Source organism: Streptomyces sp. NPDC027672 (genome assembly GCF_055566335.1).
This window is the reverse complement of sequence record NZ_JBVHSO010000022.1, coordinates 19,618-34,537: the sequence shown is the minus strand read 5'-3', so window position 1 is coordinate 34,537 and position 14,920 is coordinate 19,618. Positions and strand designations below refer to the sequence as shown.

The 14,920-nt window shown below is 72.3% G+C and carries 15 protein-coding genes; 6 read left to right on the top strand and 9 right to left on the bottom strand.

Annotated elements, in window-relative coordinates; all coding sequences use genetic code 11:
- Positions 1 to 67 precede the first annotated feature (67 nt).
- Positions 68 to 1,558: an LCP family protein gene (locus ACZ4SV_RS34870; RefSeq protein ID WP_468010516.1), complete on the top strand. Its 1,491-nt coding sequence runs from the start codon at positions 68 to 70 to the stop codon at positions 1,556 to 1,558.
- Between the two features lie 19 nt (positions 1,559 to 1,577).
- On the opposite strand, the gene ACZ4SV_RS34865 is transcribed toward ACZ4SV_RS34870, so the two are convergent.
- Positions 1,578 to 2,165: an acyl-CoA thioesterase gene (locus ACZ4SV_RS34865; protein WP_468010512.1), complete on the bottom strand. Its 588-nt coding sequence runs from the start codon at positions 2,163 to 2,165 to the stop codon at positions 1,578 to 1,580.
- 92 nt (positions 2,166 to 2,257) lie between these two features.
- Here ACZ4SV_RS34865 and ACZ4SV_RS34860 point away from each other — a divergent pair, with 92 nt between their 5' ends.
- A complete protein-coding gene (locus ACZ4SV_RS34860; RefSeq protein ID WP_468010508.1) occupies positions 2,258 to 3,559 on the top strand; it encodes an LCP family glycopolymer transferase in 1,302 nt (433 codons plus the stop codon).
- 61 nt (positions 3,560 to 3,620) lie between these two features.
- On the opposite strand, the gene ACZ4SV_RS34855 is transcribed toward ACZ4SV_RS34860, so the two are convergent.
- Together ACZ4SV_RS34855 and ACZ4SV_RS34850 are read right to left on the bottom strand one after the other, a co-directional pair.
- Positions 3,621 to 3,998, bottom strand: a complete 378-nt coding sequence (locus ACZ4SV_RS34855) for a four-helix bundle copper-binding protein (RefSeq protein WP_468010503.1) — start codon at positions 3,996 to 3,998, stop codon at positions 3,621 to 3,623.
- Between the two features lie 159 nt (positions 3,999 to 4,157).
- Positions 4,158 to 5,315 carry an acyl-CoA dehydrogenase gene (locus tag ACZ4SV_RS34850; protein WP_468010500.1) on the bottom strand — a complete coding sequence of 386 codons (1,158 nt, stop codon included), beginning with the start codon at positions 5,313 to 5,315 and terminating at the stop codon, positions 4,158 to 4,160.
- A gap of 189 nt (positions 5,316 to 5,504) precedes the next feature.
- Between ACZ4SV_RS34850 and ACZ4SV_RS34845 the strand changes: the two genes are divergently transcribed.
- The 3 genes from ACZ4SV_RS34845 to ACZ4SV_RS34835 all read left to right on the top strand — a co-directional run bounded on the left by ACZ4SV_RS34845 (position 5,505) and on the right by ACZ4SV_RS34835 (position 7,879).
- A complete protein-coding gene (locus ACZ4SV_RS34845) occupies positions 5,505 to 6,848 on the top strand; it encodes a UDP-glucose dehydrogenase family protein (RefSeq protein WP_397946038.1) in 1,344 nt (447 codons plus the stop codon).
- A 242-nt stretch (positions 6,849 to 7,090) separates the two neighbouring features.
- On the top strand, positions 7,091 to 7,453 hold the full coding sequence (locus ACZ4SV_RS34840) for a VOC family protein (RefSeq protein ID WP_468010493.1): 363 nt from the start codon (positions 7,091 to 7,093) through the stop codon (positions 7,451 to 7,453).
- A gap of 33 nt (positions 7,454 to 7,486) precedes the next feature.
- Positions 7,487 to 7,879 carry a VOC family protein gene (locus ACZ4SV_RS34835; RefSeq protein WP_468010489.1) on the top strand — a complete coding sequence of 131 codons (393 nt, stop codon included), beginning with the start codon at positions 7,487 to 7,489 and terminating at the stop codon, positions 7,877 to 7,879.
- Here ACZ4SV_RS34835 and ACZ4SV_RS34830 read toward each other — a convergent pair.
- The 4 genes from ACZ4SV_RS34830 to ACZ4SV_RS34815 form a co-directional block, all read right to left on the bottom strand.
- Positions 7,876 to 9,009 carry a dipeptidase gene (locus tag ACZ4SV_RS34830; RefSeq protein ID WP_468010485.1) on the bottom strand — a complete coding sequence of 378 codons (1,134 nt, stop codon included), beginning with the start codon at positions 9,007 to 9,009 and terminating at the stop codon, positions 7,876 to 7,878. The genes ACZ4SV_RS34835 and ACZ4SV_RS34830 overlap by 4 nt on opposite strands.
- Positions 9,010 to 9,137: 128 nt before the next feature.
- Positions 9,138 to 10,331 (bottom strand): dipeptidase, encoded by a 1,194-nt coding sequence (locus ACZ4SV_RS34825; protein WP_468010480.1) that lies wholly within the window; start codon positions 10,329 to 10,331, stop codon positions 9,138 to 9,140.
- A 4-nt stretch (positions 10,332 to 10,335) separates the two neighbouring features.
- The gene (gene purE, locus ACZ4SV_RS34820; RefSeq protein ID WP_365880602.1) at positions 10,336 to 10,857 is read right to left on the bottom strand and encodes a 5-(carboxyamino)imidazole ribonucleotide mutase; all 522 of its coding nucleotides are present in this window, start codon (positions 10,855 to 10,857) and stop codon (positions 10,336 to 10,338) included.
- Positions 10,854 to 11,993, bottom strand: a complete 1,140-nt coding sequence (locus ACZ4SV_RS34815) for a 5-(carboxyamino)imidazole ribonucleotide synthase (protein WP_468010475.1) — start codon at positions 11,991 to 11,993, stop codon at positions 10,854 to 10,856. Before ACZ4SV_RS34815 ends, purE begins: the two co-directional genes overlap by 4 nt.
- Before the next feature lie 142 nt (positions 11,994 to 12,135).
- Here ACZ4SV_RS34815 and ACZ4SV_RS34810 point away from each other — a divergent pair, with 142 nt between their 5' ends.
- Positions 12,136 to 12,630, top strand: a complete 495-nt coding sequence (locus ACZ4SV_RS34810; RefSeq protein WP_397938044.1) for a GtrA family protein — start codon at positions 12,136 to 12,138, stop codon at positions 12,628 to 12,630.
- Between the two features lie 18 nt (positions 12,631 to 12,648).
- Here ACZ4SV_RS34810 and ACZ4SV_RS34805 read toward each other — a convergent pair whose 3' ends face one another.
- Positions 12,649 to 13,920, bottom strand: a complete 1,272-nt coding sequence (locus ACZ4SV_RS34805; protein ID WP_397938042.1) for an ATP-binding protein — start codon at positions 13,918 to 13,920, stop codon at positions 12,649 to 12,651.
- 35 nt (positions 13,921 to 13,955) lie between these two features.
- On the bottom strand, positions 13,956 to 14,633 hold the full coding sequence (locus ACZ4SV_RS34800; protein ID WP_030653180.1) for a response regulator transcription factor: 678 nt from the start codon (positions 14,631 to 14,633) through the stop codon (positions 13,956 to 13,958).
- Positions 14,634 to 14,920: the final 287 nt, after the last annotated feature.

Below are 14,920 nucleotides of genomic sequence, written 5' to 3'. Positions count from 1 at the left end.
GCTGGAGATCGTATCGGCCTACTGTGCTCCCGGATCCCGCGTACGGCCTCGTCCGGAGGTGTCCTCCTTGTCCAGCCCGCCCCGGTCCCCGGCGCCCTCGCAGCGCCGCCCGCAGCCGCCCCGCCGTGTGCCGCGCCCGCCCGAGCGGCCCGTGCGGCCCGTCCGGCCGCCCCGGCGGCCCCGCTGGGCCATGCGGGCGCTCACCACCTTGTCGGTGGTGGTGCTCGCCTCCGCCGGGATCGGCCACGCCGTGGTCAGCAGCCTGGACGCGGGCATCGCCCGGATCGACGCCTTCAAGGACATGAAGAACCGGCCCCGGGGCGGCCACGGCATGAACGTCCTGCTGGTCGGCACCGACGGCCGGGACAAGATCAGCGAGCGGGACCGGCGTGCCTACCGGCTGGGCGGCGAGCCCTGCCACTGCACCGACACCATGATGATCGTGCACATCGCCGAGGACCGGGAGCGGGCCACGGTGGTGAGCCTGCCGCGTGACTCCTACGCCGAGATCCCCGCGCACGTCGACCAGACCTCGGGACGGCACCACGGCCCGCACCCGGTGAAGCTGAACGCGGCCTACGCCGAGGGCGGTCCGCAGCTGACCATCCGCACGGTCGAGAACATGACCCATGTGAAGATCGACCACTATCTGGAGGTCGACTTCACCAGCTTCATGCGGACCGTGGACGTGCTCGGCGGGGTCGAGGTGTGCACGCCGACCCCGCTGAAGGACCGGTACACCGGGCTCGACCTGGCGCCGGGCCGGCACGTCCTGCCGGGCGGGCGGGCGCTGCAGTACGTCCGCGCCCGGCATGTCGACGGGGCCAGCGACCTGGGCCGGATGAAGCGGCAGCAGCGGTTCCTGGCCGCGCTGATCGACAAGGCGACCTCCTCCGGGGTGCTGCTGAACCCGATGCGGTTCCGGGACGTGACCCGGGCCGTGCTGGGCTCGGTCCGCGCGGACGCGGGCTTCGGCACCGACGAGCTGCTGGACCTCGGCCGGGCGATGCGGAACTTCTCGCCGTCCTCCTCCGAGTTCACCACCGTGCCCATCGGACAGCTCGACTACCGGGTCAAGGGCCTCGGCTCGACCCTGAAGTGGGACCCGGCGAAGGCGGCGCGGCTGTTCGGCGCGCTGCGCGACGACAAGCCGCTGAGCACGGACCGCCCGCGCCGGTCCCCGGCGCCCGCCCCGGTGCCGGTGGAGGTGGCCCCGGACACCGTCCGGGTGCAGGTGGCGAACGGCAGCGGCACGGCCGGGCTGGGCAAGCGGGTCGACGCGGCACTGGCGGCGACCGGTTTCGCGACCACCCGCCAGCCGGTCACCGCGCCGGCCCACGCGCCCCGCACGGTGGTCTTCTACGACCCGCGCTGGGACCGCTCCGCCCGCTCCCTGGCCGCGGCCCTGCCGGGCAGCGAGCTGCGCGCGGTGCCGGGCCAGGGCCCGCTGCTGAAGGTGACGGCCGGCACCGACTTCACCAACGTCCGCCAGGTCCGCTTCGACGACCCGGGCCGGCCGGAGCAGAACGTCGTGCGCGGCAACGAGGTGACGTGCTGAGCGGGGCGGGGCTCCCCGTCTACTCCGCGAACCCCTCCGCCGTCCTGCGCTCGCGCAGTTCCCGGATGGCCCGGCGGCGGGCCAGGCGGTGGGTGCGGCGGATCTGGGCCTCCTGGTAGCGGCGGCGGTCGCGGTCGGTCTCGGGCAGGACCGGCGGCACCCGGCGCGGCTTGCCGTCGGCGTCCACGGCCGCGAAGACCAGATAGGCGGAGCCGACCTGGGTGGCCGGCGCGGATTCGTTCCAGCGTTCGGCGAGGACCCGGACGCCGATCTCCATGGACGTACGGCCGGTCCAGTTCACCTGCGCCTTGACGTGGACCAGGTCGCCGACGCGGACCGGCTCGAGGAACGCCATCTCGTCCATGGACGCGGTGACGGCGGGGCCGCCGGAGTGCCGGCCGGCCACGGCGCCCGCCGCGTCGTCGACCAGCTTCATGATCACCCCGCCGTGCACCGTGCCCAGCAGGTTGGTGTCGTTGTGGGTCATGATGTGGCTGAGGGTGGTGCGCGAAGCGGACGTGGGTTTGCCCGGGATGTCCGTCTCCTGGTCCGGTTCCGCTTCCATGGCCTGGTCTGTCATGCCCTCCACCTTATGCCGAGGGACCATTCGCGGACTTTGTGTCGGCTTCGCAACAGCACCGCCCTGATTTTCCGACAGCCCTTGTACGGGACATACCGGCGCCCGGCACACTGGGGCCCATGAATGACTGGCCCGAGGGATGGTCCGACGACAACCGCGGCCCGCGCTACGGACGCGGCAGCGCCGGCGCGCAGCCGGAGAGCGCCCGCGTGATGCGTCAGGTGCGGCGCGGCCCGGCGGTGCCGCCCGGACCGCGCTCGGCGTACGGCGAGCCCGGCCCGGCCGCGCCGCCGCACCAGGCCGGTGTGCCGCGCCAGCCGTCGTACGTCGACGGCCGGGGGCACGACGACGGCGCCGGCTACAACACCGGCCAGGTCTACGGCACGCCCGGCGGCGGCGGTGCCGGCACCCCGGGCACGCCCGGCCGCGCCCCGCGTCCCGCGCCGGACTGGCGGCGCCGGATCAAGTGGACCGCGATCACGCTGGCGGCCGTGGTGGTCGTCACCTCGGTCTCGACCTACTTCTGGGCCGACTCCAAGCTGCGCCGTGAGGTGGACCTGTCCAAGGTCATCGACCGGCCCGAGGGGGGCGACGGCACGAACTACCTGATCGTCGGCTCGGACAGCCGTGAGGGCATGTCCAAGGAGGACGAGAAGAAGCTGCACACCGGCGGCGCCGAGGGCAAGCGCACCGACTCGATGATGATCCTGCACGTCGGCGGCAACGGCGACACGCTGATCTCGCTGCCGCGCGACTCGGACGTGGTGGTGCCCTCGTACGAGGGCTCGACGTCCGGGAAGGTCTACCCGGCGCAGGGCCGGCACGCGAAGCTGAACGCGACCTACGCGGAGGACGGGCCGACGCTGCTGGTCCGCGCGATAGAGGCCAACACCGGGCTGCACATCGACCACTACGTGGAGATCGGTTTCCAGGGTTTCGCCGGCATCGTGGACGCGGTGGGCGGTGTCGAGATCGACATCGACAAGGGCTTCAAGGACAAGTGGTCGGGCGCCGACTTCGAGGCGGGCAAGCAGACCCTGGACGGCCAGCAGGCCCTGGCCTTCGTCCGCACCCGGCACGCGTTCGCCGCGTCCGACCTCCAGCGCACCAAGAACCAGCAGAAGTTCCTGGCCGCCCTGGCCCACCAGGTGGCCACCCCCTCGACGATCCTGAACCCGTTCAAGCTCTACCCGACCATGGGCGCGGGCCTGGACTCCCTGATCGTCGACAAGGACATGTCCCTGTGGGACCTGGCCTCGATGTTCTGGGCGATGAAGGGCGTCAGCGGCGGTGACGGCACCTCGATGAACATGCCGATCTCCGGCTCGGTCGGCGGCAACCTCCTCTGGGACAAGGCCAAGGTGAAGACCCTGGTGGACGAGCTGAACAACGACGAGAAGGTCACCGTCTCCGGGAACTAGGGCATGCGCACCACGGCCGGGGGCACCCGTGGCGGACGCCCCCGGCCGTGGTGCGCGCAGCTCACATGCTGCCGGCGCCCGCCATCGCCCGGCAGGTCTGCGCACAGCGGCGACACGCCTCCGCGCAGCGCATCAGCTGCTGATCGTCCGGCATCGCCGTACACGCCTCGGCGCACATGTCGCACACCTTGGCGCACAGCGCGCACATGTCGGCGGACATGGGCGAGCGGCGCATCATCATGTCGGCGCACATGCGGGTCGCCTCGGAGCAGTCCATCAGCGCGCGCATGATCTGCATCTGCTGCTGGCCGCCCTTCTGCATGCAGGCGCTCATGGTCTCCTCGCACATGCTGTGGCAGCTCATGCAGGCCTCGATGCACTCCTGCATCTGCGCGGTGAGGGCAGGCATCGACTGCGACTGCGACTGCGACTGGGTCATGGCTCCTCCTGGAAGGCGGGGCCCGGAACGGGCCCGTCTGCTTCCGTCCTACGTCCGGCACAGCCACCCCGCACGTCGGCCCCCGGCCCACCGGGGGAGCCGGAAAAACGAGAAGGCGCCCGGAGGGGCGCCTTCCACAGGGTTCCGCAACCGCGGGGGTTACGGCAGGTTGCGGGCCATGACGATCCGCTGGACCTGGTTCGTGCCTTCGTAGATCTGGGTGATCTTGGCGTCGCGCATCATGCGTTCCACCGGGTAGTCGCGGGTGTAGCCGTAGCCGCCGAGGAGCTGGACGGCGTCGGTGGTGACCTCCATCGCGATGTCCGAGGCGAAGCACTTGGCGGCGGCGCCCAGATAGGTGAGGTCGGCATCGCCGCGCTCGGAGGCGGCGGCGGCCTGATAGGTGAGGGCGCGGGCCGCCGAGATCTTCATGGACATGTCGGCCAGCATGAACTGGATGCCCTGGAAGTCGGCGATCGGCTTGCCGAACTGCTTGCGCTCCTGGACGTAGCCCTTGGCGTAGTCGAGGGCGCCCTGGGCGACACCGAGGGCCTGGGCGGCGATGGTGATGCGGGTGTGGTCCAGGGTCTTCATGGCCGTCAGGAAGCCGGTGCCCTCCTCGCCGATCATGCGGTCGGCGGGGATGCGGACGTTGTCGAAGTAGACCTCGCGGGTCGGGGAGCCCTTGATGCCCAGCTTCTTCTCCGGGGCGCCGAAGGAGACGCCCGGGTCGGACTTCTCGACGACGAAGGCGGAGATGCCCTTGGAGCGCTTCTCCGGGTCGGTCACGGCCATCACCGTGTAGTACTCGGAGACGCCCGCGTTGGTGATCCAGCGCTTCACGCCGTTGAGGATCCAGTGGTCGCCGTCGCGGACGGCCTTGGTCTTCATGCCGGCCGCGTCCGAGCCCGCCTCCGGCTCGGAGAGGCAGTACGAGAACATCACGTCGCCCTTGGCCAGCGGGCCCAGGTACTTCTTCTTCAGGTCCTCGGAGCCGGACAGGATCACCGGCAGCGAGCCCAGCTTGTTCACGGCGGGGATCAGCGAGGAGGAGACGCAGGCGCGGGCCACCTCCTCGATCACGATGACCGTGGCGAGCGCGTCGGCGCCGGAGCCGCCGTACTCCTCGGGGACGTGCACGGCGTGCAGGTCGTTGGCCACCAGGGCGTCCAGCGCCTCCTGCGGGAAGCGGGCCTCCTCGTCCACCGCCGCGGCGTACGGCGCGATCTTCGCCTCGACCAGCGAGCGGACGGCGTCCCGGAGCATGTCGTGCTCCTCGGACGGGCGGTACAGGTCGAACTCAGCCGATCCGGCCACGGTCTCTCACGCTCCAAAGACGCAGTGATACTTGACGCTAATTACCGTTAAGTAACTCAAATTTTAGTTGCCCCGCTCCCACACGCCTACGTGAGCTACGCGACAGCGGCGAAGTTGCCCGGTGAGAGGCCCGGATATGCTCGGGCGCGCATGACCGCGCACCACCGACGGACCCGAGCTGGAGCACCCATGAGCCTGAAGATCACCGTGATCGGCACCGGCTACCTAGGCGCCACGCACGCCGCGGCCATGGCCGAGCTGGGCTTCGAGGTGCTGGGCCTGGACGTCGTACCGGAGAAGATCGCCCTGCTGGAGCGCGGCGAGACCCCGATGTACGAGCCGGGACTGAAGGAGCTGCTGCGCCGGCACGTGGCCGGGATCGAGGGCTCCTCCGGCCGGCTGCGGTTCACCACGGACTGGGCCGAGGCGGGCGCCTTCGGCGATGTGCACTTCGTGTGCGTGAACACCCCGCAGAAGCACGGCGAGTACGCCTGCGACATGTCCTACGTGGACTCCGCGATCGCCTCCCTGGCCCCGCATCTGCGCGGCCCGGCGCTGGTGGTCGGCAAGTCGACCGTGCCGGTGGGCTCCGCCGACCGGCTGGCCGCCTACCTCGCCGCGCACGCCCCCGCGGGCGGCGACGCCGAGCTGGCCTGGAACCCGGAGTTCCTGCGCGAGGGCTTCGCCGTCGAGGACACCCTGCACCCGGACCGGATCGTGGTCGGCGTGCGCAGCGAGCGCGCGGAGAAGCTGCTGCGCGAGGTGTACGCGACGCCGCTGGCGGCCGGCACGCCGTTCGTCGTCACCGACTTCCCGACCGCGGAGCTGGTGAAGACGGCCGCGAACTCCTTCCTCGCCACCAAGATCTCCTTCATCAACGCGATGGCGGAGGTGTGCGAGGCCGCCGACGGCGACGTGGCCAGGCTCGCGGAGGCCATCGGCTACGACGACCGGATCGGGGCCAAGTTCCTGCGCGCCGGCATCGGCTTCGGCGGCGGCTGCCTGCCCAAGGACATCCGGGCGTTCATGGCCCGCGCGGGCGAGCTGGGCGCCGACCAGGCGCTGACCTTCCTGCGCGAGATCGACTCCATCAACATGCGCCGGCGCGGCCAGATGGTGGAGATGGCCCGGGAGGCGCTGGGCGGCGGCTCCTTCCTCGGCAAGCGGGTCGCGGTGCTCGGCGCCACCTTCAAGCCGGACTCGGACGACGTCCGCGACTCGCCCGCGCTGAACGTGGCCGGCCAGATCCACCTCCAGGGCGGACAGGTGACGGTGTACGACCCGAAGGGCATGGACAACGCCCGCAAGGTCTTCCCGACGCTGGGCTACGCCGACTCCGCCGAGGCGGCCGTCCGGGGCGCCGACGTGGTCCTGCACCTGACCGAGTGGCGGGAGTTCCGCGAGCTGGACCCGGCGGTGCTCGGCGAGGCCGCGGCGGCCCGGGTGCTGCTGGACGGACGCAACACGCTCGACCCGGAGCTGTGGCGGCGGGCCGGCTGGACCTACCGGGCGATGGGCCGTCCGACGGCCTGAGGGCACGGGGCCGGGCCGGGTGACGCCGGTTCGGCCGAGGCTCAGTCGGCCGAACCGGCGTCCGTGCGCAATTCTGCCCCATCGCCGCCACGCCGCACGGCCCTTCCCCCCGGCGCGGCACGGCCCCCGCGCGCCCGCCTCCGGCACCGGCGGCCGGCACCGGCGTGTCCGGCGCGCCGGTGCGGGTCTCGCTGCCACCGTTTCCGGTTACCCGTCTGTACAGGCAACGCAAGGAGGTAGTCATGGCTCTCGCCAAGCTGGACGTCGTGGTCCTGGACTGTCCCGACCCGTACGCGCTGGCCGGCTTCTACGCCGCCGTGCTGGGCGGCACGGTGGAGGGGCACGGCGAGTGGGTGGACCTGAACCTGCCCGACGGGCGGACGCTGGCCTTCCAGCAGGCCGTGGGCTACACCCCTCCGGAGTGGCCGCGGGCGGACCGCAACGGCCAGCAGTTCCACCTGGACCTGACCGTGGACGACCTGGACACGGCCGAGAAGGAGGTGCTGGAGCTGGGCGCGCGGCCGTTGGACACGGCGGACCGGTCCCGGACCTTCCGTGTCTACGCCGACCCCGCTGGGCACCCGTTCTGTCTGTGCGCCGGTTAGCGGCGCTTTCCGAAGACGACCGGAGGGACCCTGATGGCTTCCGTGGCCCGTTTGCGCAGCATCGTCCTCGACTGCCCCGACCCGCACGCGCTGGCCGCCTTCTACGCGGCGGTGGCCGGCGGCACCCCGCAGGCCGAGGACGACAACTGGGTCGTCCTGCGGGTGCCGGACGGGCCCCGGCTGGCCTTCCAGCGGGCCGAGGACCACACCCCGCCGGAGTGGCCGCGCGCGGACCGCAACGGCCAGCAGTTCCACCTCGACTTCGACGCCGGCCCGACCTGGGCGGACGTCGACGCGGCACACGAGCGGGTGCTCGCGCTCGGCGCCCGCCCGCTGGACCTGGAGGACCGCGAGAAGAAGGACTTCCAGGTCTACGCCGACCCGGCCGGGCACCCGTTCTGCCTGTGCCGGATCGAGGAGCCCTAAGTCCCGTCCAGGCCGGTCGTCCGGGGTGGCGCCGTCGGCTCCCGGCGGTGCTGCGCGGCCCGGGCCGTGAAGTCCGCGCTGCGCAGCACCCGCTGGACGTTGCCCCAGGTCAGCAGGGCCAGCTCGGTCTCGGACCAGCCGCGGCTGAGCAGCTCGGCGATCAGGTGCGGGTAGCGGGAGGCGTCGGCGAGGTCCCGGGGGTGGACGGCCCCGCAGTCGTAGGTGCCGGACAGGCCGACGCACTCGGGGCCGGCCACGTCACGGATGTGCTCCAGGTGATCGGCGACGTCCGGGACGGCCGGGCCGGTCTGCTCGGCGGTCAGCGGCACCATGCACAGGCCCTTCGCCCCGCCCAGCACGGCGAGGAGCTGGTCGGACAGGTTGGCCGGGTGCGGGCGCAGGGCGCGGGCGGCCGAGCGGGTGCACAGCACCGGGGTCTTGGACAGGGCGGCGGTCCGCTCGACGGTGGCCGGACCGGCGCCGCTGACGTCGGCGAGCACGCCGAGCCGGTTCATCTCGCGCACCACCTCCTCCCCGAACCGGGTCAGGCCGGACGCGCCGGCCCAGGCGGTGCCCGCGAGGCTGAGCACGCGCAGCCCGAGGGCGTGCAGGACGCGCAGGAGGCCGAGGGAGCCGTCCAGCGCGGCGCCGTGCGCGGGGCCCAGCACGACGGCGACCCGGCCGCGGTTGCGGGCGTCGATGACCTGCCCGGCGGTGCGCACCAGCCGCAGCCCCTCCGGATGGGCCCCGACGACCGTGCGGACCAGGTCGAGCTGTTCCAGGGTCGCCGTCACCGGGCGGTCGCGGCCGGGTCCGTCGGGCAGGTGCAGCGACCAGAACAGCGCGCCGACGTGTCCCTCGCGCATCCGGGGCAGGTCGGTGTCGACGGCGCTCTCACCCAGCTCCAGGTCGTACCGGGGCAGCCGGCGCAGGGCCCAGGGCAGGCCGTTGTAGCCGTCGGCGACCGGGTGGGCGGCGAGCACGGCGCGCGCCCGCTCCAGCAGTTCCCCGGCCGGCCGGGGCGGCGGGCCGTAGCCGCCGCCGGGCCCGGCCGGGCGCGGGCCGTCCGGCAGGCCGTCGTCCCGGCCGACCTCGGTGGCGAGGGGGATGTCGTCCTGGAGGTCGGCCATGGCGGGCTCCGTACGTCGTCGGCGGCTACGCCGGCCGTGAGCTACGGCGGCTCCGGCCGGCGTACCGACACGGTCGCACGGAGCGGAGGGAACTCTCCTGGTGAGTGGCGCGTTCGGGGGTCACCCGGTCAGCTCTCGCCGCGCGGGCCGTCCAGCGACTCGATGGTGGCCACGGACGGACCGCGCGCGGCCTGGTGGCCGCGGGCCACGTCCTCCGCCGCGCCCAGCACCCGCACCGCGTTCTGCCAGGTCAGCTTGGCCAGGTCGGTCCGGGACCAGCCGCGGTCCAGCAGCTCGGCGACGAGGTTCGGGTAGCCGGAGACGTCGTCCAGGCCGTCCGGCGTGAACGCGGTGCCGTCGTAGTCGCCGCCGATGCCGAGGTGGTCGACGCCGGCCACCTCGCGCATGTGGTCCAGGTGGTCCGCCACCGTGGACGCCGTGGCGACCGGGCGCGGGTTGCGCTCCTCGAAGGCGCGGTGCAGCCGCATCGCCTCCGGGCCGGTGTCCAGGGGGTGCAGACCGTGGGCGCGCAGGTTGTCGTCGGCCGCCGCCGTCCAGTCGACGGCCGCCTGGAGGACGAACTTGGGCACGAACGTCACCATCGCCACGCCGCCGTTGGCGGGCAGCCGCTCCAGGACGTCGTCGGGGATGTTGCGCGGGTGGTCGCACACCGCGCGGGCGGAGGAGTGCGAGAAGATCACCGGCGCGGCGGTGGCGTCCAGCGCGTCCCGCATGGTCGTGGCCGCCACGTGGGAGAGGTCGACCAGCATGCCGAGCCGGTTCATCTCCCGGACCACCTCGCGGCCGAAGGCGGTCAGGCCGCCGACCCGGGGCACGTCGGTCGCGGAGTCCGCCCAGTCCACGTTGTGGTTGTGGGTGAGCGTCAGGTACCGCACGCCGAGCGCGTACAGGCCGCGCAGGGTGCCCAGGGAGTTGGCGATGGAGTGGCCGCCCTCGGCGCCCATGAGGGAGGCGATGCGGCCCTCGGTGCGGGCCGCCTCCAGGTCGGCGGCGGTCAGCGCGGGCGCCAGGTCCGCCGGGTAGCGGTCCAGCATCCGGCGGACGCAGTCGATCTGCTCCAGGGTGGCCGCGACCGGCTCGGGGTGGTCGGACGGCACGTACACCGACCAGTACTGGGCGCCGACACCGCCCGCGCGCAGCCGCGGCAGGTCGGTGTGCAGCCGGCCGGGGTGGTGCCCGGCGAGGTCCAGGGCGTCGAGGTCGTAGCGGACCTGTTCGCGCAGCGCCCACGGCAGGTCGTTGTGGCCGTCGGCGACCGGGAACTCGCGCAGCAGCGCGCGGGCCTCCTCCAGTGCGGTCACGGCGTCACTTCCCGAAGCCGAAGCCGCTCGCGCCCTCGGCCTTGGCGCGCAGCCGCTTGCCCTTCTCGGTGGCCTGGTCGTTGAGGTCCTGCTGGAAGTCGCGCATCCGGTGCAGCAGGTCCTCGTCGTGGGCGGCGAGGATGCGGGCCGCGAGCAGGCCGGCGTTGCGGGCACCGGCGACGGAGACCGTGGCGACCGGGACGCCGGCCGGCATCTGCACGATGGACAGCAGCGAGTCCATGCCGTCCAGATACTTCAGCGGCACGGGCACGCCGATGACCGGCAGCGGGGTGACGGAGGCGAGCATGCCGGGCAGGTGGGCGGCGCCGCCCGCGCCCGCGATGATCACCTTCAGGCCGCGGTCGGCGGCCTGCTCGCCGTACGCGATCATCTCGCGGGGCATGCGGTGCGCGGAGACGACGTCGACCTCGTAGGCGATCTCGAACTCGCCCAGGGCCTTCGCGGCGGCTTCCATGACGGGCCAGTCCGAGTCGGACCCCATGACGATGCCAACAACGGGGCTCATTCGGTGATCGTGCCTCTCAGGTAGCCGGCTGCGTGACGGGCGCGCTCCAGCACGTCGTCCAGGTCGTCGCCGTAGGTGTTGACGTGTCCGACCTTGCGGCCGGGCTTCACGTCCTTGCCGTACATGTGGATCTTCAGCTTGGGGTCGCGGGCCATGCAGTGCAGGTACGCGGAGTACATGTCCGGGTAGTCGCCGCCCAGGACGTTGACCATGACCGTCCACGGGGCGCGCGGGCGCGGATCGCCCAGCGGCAGGTCCAGCACCGCGCGGACGTGGTTGGCGAACTGCGAGGTGATCGCGCCGTCCATGGACCAGTGGCCGGAGTTGTGCGGGCGCATCGCGAGTTCGTTGACCAGGACGCGGCCGTCGCGGGTCTGGAACAGCTCGACGGCGAGGTGGCCGACGACGCCCAGCTCCTTGGCGATGGTCAGGGCCAGCCGCTCGGCGTGCAGGGCGAGGTCCTCCTCCAGGCCGGGCGCGGGCGCGATCACCGTGTCGCAGACGCCGTCGACCTGCCGGGACTCCACGACCGGGTAGGCGACGGCCTGGCCGTGCGGGGAGCGGACGACGTTGGCCGCGAGTTCGCGGACGTAGTCGACCTTCTCCTCGGCGAGGACCGGGACGCCGGCGCGGAACGGGTCGGCGGCCTCCTCGGCGCTGCGCACGACCCACACGCCCTTGCCGTCGTAGCCGCCGCGGACGGTCTTCAGGACGACCGGGAAGCCGTCGCCCTCCGCCGCGAACCGGGCGACATCTCCCGGATCGGCGACGATCCGGTGCCGTGGGCACGGGATGCCGAGCGCGTCCAGCCGCGCGCGCATCACGCCCTTGTCCTGGGCGTGCACCAGCGCGTCGGGGCCGGGGCGCACGGGGATGCCGTCCGCTTCGAGCGCCCTGAGGTGCTCGGTGGGTACGTGTTCGTGATCGAAGGTGATCACATCGCACCCGCGCGCGAACTCGCGCAGCGTGTCCAGGTCGCGATAGTCGCCGATGACGACTTCGTTCACGACCTGCGCCGCGGAATCCTGAGGAGTGTCACTGAGGAGCTTGAACCTGATGCCCAACGGGATGCCCGCCTCGTGCGTCATACGCGCGAGCTGCCCCCCGCCGACCATGCCGACTACCGGGAACGTCACACCCCTAGCGTATCGGCCGCGCCGGGGCGGCCGGAGCGCGGCGGCCCCTTCGCGGGCCGTGGCCCGGTCCGCAGGGCGGCGGCGGCCCCGCACGGCTAGCATGGCGGGGTTGACGAAACCTACCGACGGGAGCTGCACAGCCATGGAACCTCGTTCCTCGGGGGTGCAACGGCTCGTACGCGAAGTGGTCAGATTCGGCGCCGTCGGCGCCGCCGGCGTCCTGGTCAATCTCGGTGTGTTCAACCTGGTCCGGCACGTCTCCGACCTGCCGGTGGTGCGCGCGAGCGTCATCGCGACCGTCGTGGCCATCGTCTTCAACTACGTCGGCTTCCGGTACTGGACCTACCGGGACCGCGACAAGAGCGGGCGCACCCGGGAACTGATGCTGTTTCTGCTGTTCAGCCTGGCCGGCCTGGTGATCGAGAACGGGGTGCTGTTCCTGGCGACCTACGGTCTCGGCTGGGACAGCCCGCTGCAGAACAACGTCTGGAAGTTCGTCGGCATCGGCGTCGCGACGCTGTTCCGGTTCTGGTCGTACCGAAGCTGGGTGTTCCGGGCGCTGCCGGCCGGGGCGGATGCGGAATCGATTCTGGAAGGTCCCTCACAGCCGGCGCCGCGCCACCAGCGCGTGCCGTAGCGGACGCCCGGCGGCGGGTCAGCGGACCATCGGCCGGTCCTCGTCCGCCTTCCGCGCCGGGGCCGTGCGGGAGAGGAACAGGCCGAACACCGGCGGCTGCGCCTGGAGCAGTTCCAGCCGGCCGCCGTCCGCCTCCGCGAGGTCCCGGGCGACGGCCAGGCCGATGCCCGTGGAGTTCCGCCCGCTGATCGTCCGCTCGAAGATCCGCGCGCCGAGGTCGGCCGGCACGCCCGGCCCCTCGTCGGTCACCTCGATCACGGCCTGGTTGCCGGTGACCCGGGTGCGCAGGGCGACGGTGCCGCCGCCGTGCATCAGCGAGTTCTCGATCAGCGCGGCCAGCACCTGGGCGACCGCGCCCGGTGTGCCCACCGCCGTCAGATGCCGCTTCCCGGAGCTGACCACGGCCCGGCCGGCGCTGCGGTAGGCGGGCCGCCACTCGGCGAGCTGCTGCTGGATGACCTCGTCCAGGTCGAAGGAGACCGCGGAGCCGGTGCGCGGGTCGCGCGAGTTGGTCAGCAGCCGCTCCACCACGTCGGTCAGCCGCTCCACCTGGGTCAGCGCGATGGTGGCCTCCTCCTTCACCGTGTCCGGGTCGTCGGTGAGGGTGATCTCCTCCAGCCGCATGGACAGCGCGGTGAGCGGGGTGCGGAGCTGGTGCGAGGCGTCGGCCGCGAGGCGCCGCTCGGCCGTCAGCATGCGCCCGATCCGCTCGGCGGAGGAGTCCAGCACATCGGCGACCCGGTCCAGCTCGGGGACGCCGTACCGCTTGTGCCGCGGGCGCGGGTCGCCGGAGCCGAGGCGTTCGGCGGTCTCGGCGAGGTCGGTCAGCGGGGAGGCGAGCCGGCTGGCCTGCCGTACGGCGAGCAGCACCGCCGCGATCACCGCGAGCAGCGCGACCAGCCCGATGATCAGCAGCGTCCGGCCGACCTCCCGGGTCACCGCGGAGCGGGGCTCCTGCACGGTGACCGTCTCCCCCTCCTCGCCGTGCTGCGTGGAGTGGATGGTGTCGCCCTCGGGCCTGCTGCCGATCTCGATGGGCGGCTTGCCGGGCATGCTGATGACCGCGTACTGCTCCTTGCTGACCGGGTTGCGCAGCACGTCCGCGTTGACGTTCTCCGCGGCGAGGATCCGGCTGTCCACGATGCTGGCCAGCCGCACCGCCTCGGACTCCACCCGTTCCTGGGCGCTGTTGCTGATCGTCCGCGTCTCCACGATCACGAGGGAGACGCCGAAGACGGCGATCACCACCAGGACGACGGCGAGGGTGGACTGGATGAGACGTCGGCGCATGGTCCTTTACCCGTGGTGATCGCCCGAACCCGGGCTCAGCTCTTCTCGAACCGGAAGCCCACGCCGCGCACGGTGGCGATGTACCGGGGGTTCGCCGCGTCGTCGCCCAGCTTCTTGCGCAGCCAGGAGATGTGCATGTCCAGGGTCTTGGTCGACGACCACCAGGTGGTGTCCCAGACCTCGCGCATCAGCTGGTCCCGGGTGACCACGCGGCCGGCGTCGCGCACCAGCACCCGCAGCAGGTCGAACTCCTTGGCGGTGAGCTGGAGCTCCTCGTCGCCCATCCACGCGCGGTGCGACTCGACGTCGATCCGCACCCCGTGCGTGGCCGGCGGCTGCTGCGGCTCCGCGGCGCCGCGCCGCAGCAGCGCCCGGACCCGGGCGAGCAGTTCGGCGAGCCGGAACGGCTTGGTGACGTAGTCGTCGGCGCCCGCGTCCAGGCCGACGACGGTGTCCACCTCGTCGGCCCGCGCGGTCAGGATGAGGATCGGCACGGTGTGGCCGTCGGCGCGCAGCCGGCGGGCGACCTCCAGGCCGTCCATGCCGGGCAGGCCCAGGTCGAGCACGACCAGATCGACGCCGCCCTGCATTCCGGCGTCGAGCGCGGCGGGTCCGTCCTCGCGCACCTCGACCTCGTAACCTTCCCGGCGCAGGGCGCGGGCCAGCGGTTCCGAGATGGACGCGTCGTCCTCGGCGAGCAGTACACGGGTCATGAGGTGATGGTAGACCGCCCGTGCGCGGTGCCGGGGTGTGATCGGCCGCAGGGCTTCTTACCTTCACGCGCCCCTGGTACACACCATTGACCTGGGGATGCGATCGTGGAAGAGACCTTCGAATTCCCCCGTGCGGTTCCCCCGACACCTGTGATCCCCGTCTCAAGACCTTCCATATCCGGCAGTGTCCTGCCGTATGGTGACCTGAACGCCTGTAGTACACCGGGGACCTTTGGCGGGAACATACGCTGAAGGTCTCTTTTGTGTGCGGGCTGATCATGATCAGC

What these genes read in the sequence shown, in the direction of transcription:
- ACZ4SV_RS34865 (WP_468010512.1), bottom strand. Translation starts at nt 2,165, where the DNA reads ATGGTCCCTCGGCATAAGGTGGAGGGCATGACAGACCAGGCCATGGAA.
- ACZ4SV_RS34860 (WP_468010508.1), top strand. Translation starts at nt 2,258, where the DNA reads ATGAATGACTGGCCCGAGGGATGGTCCGACGACAACCGCGGCCCGCGC.
- ACZ4SV_RS34855 (WP_468010503.1), bottom strand. Translation starts at nt 3,998, where the DNA reads ATGACCCAGTCGCAGTCGCAGTCGCAGTCGATGCCTGCCCTCACCGCG.
- ACZ4SV_RS34845 (WP_397946038.1), top strand. Translation starts at nt 5,505, where the DNA reads ATGAGCCTGAAGATCACCGTGATCGGCACCGGCTACCTAGGCGCCACG.
- ACZ4SV_RS34840 (WP_468010493.1), top strand. Translation starts at nt 7,091, where the DNA reads ATGGCTCTCGCCAAGCTGGACGTCGTGGTCCTGGACTGTCCCGACCCG.
- ACZ4SV_RS34835 (WP_468010489.1), top strand. Translation starts at nt 7,487, where the DNA reads ATGGCTTCCGTGGCCCGTTTGCGCAGCATCGTCCTCGACTGCCCCGAC.
- ACZ4SV_RS34830 (WP_468010485.1), bottom strand. Translation starts at nt 9,009, where the DNA reads ATGGCCGACCTCCAGGACGACATCCCCCTCGCCACCGAGGTCGGCCGG.
- purE (WP_365880602.1), bottom strand. Translation starts at nt 10,857, where the DNA reads ATGAGCCCCGTTGTTGGCATCGTCATGGGGTCCGACTCGGACTGGCCC.
- ACZ4SV_RS34810 (WP_397938044.1), top strand. Translation starts at nt 12,136, where the DNA reads ATGGAACCTCGTTCCTCGGGGGTGCAACGGCTCGTACGCGAAGTGGTC.
- ACZ4SV_RS34805 (WP_397938042.1), bottom strand. Translation starts at nt 13,920, where the DNA reads ATGCGCCGACGTCTCATCCAGTCCACCCTCGCCGTCGTCCTGGTGGTG.
- ACZ4SV_RS34800 (WP_030653180.1), bottom strand. Translation starts at nt 14,633, where the DNA reads ATGACCCGTGTACTGCTCGCCGAGGACGACGCGTCCATCTCGGAACCG.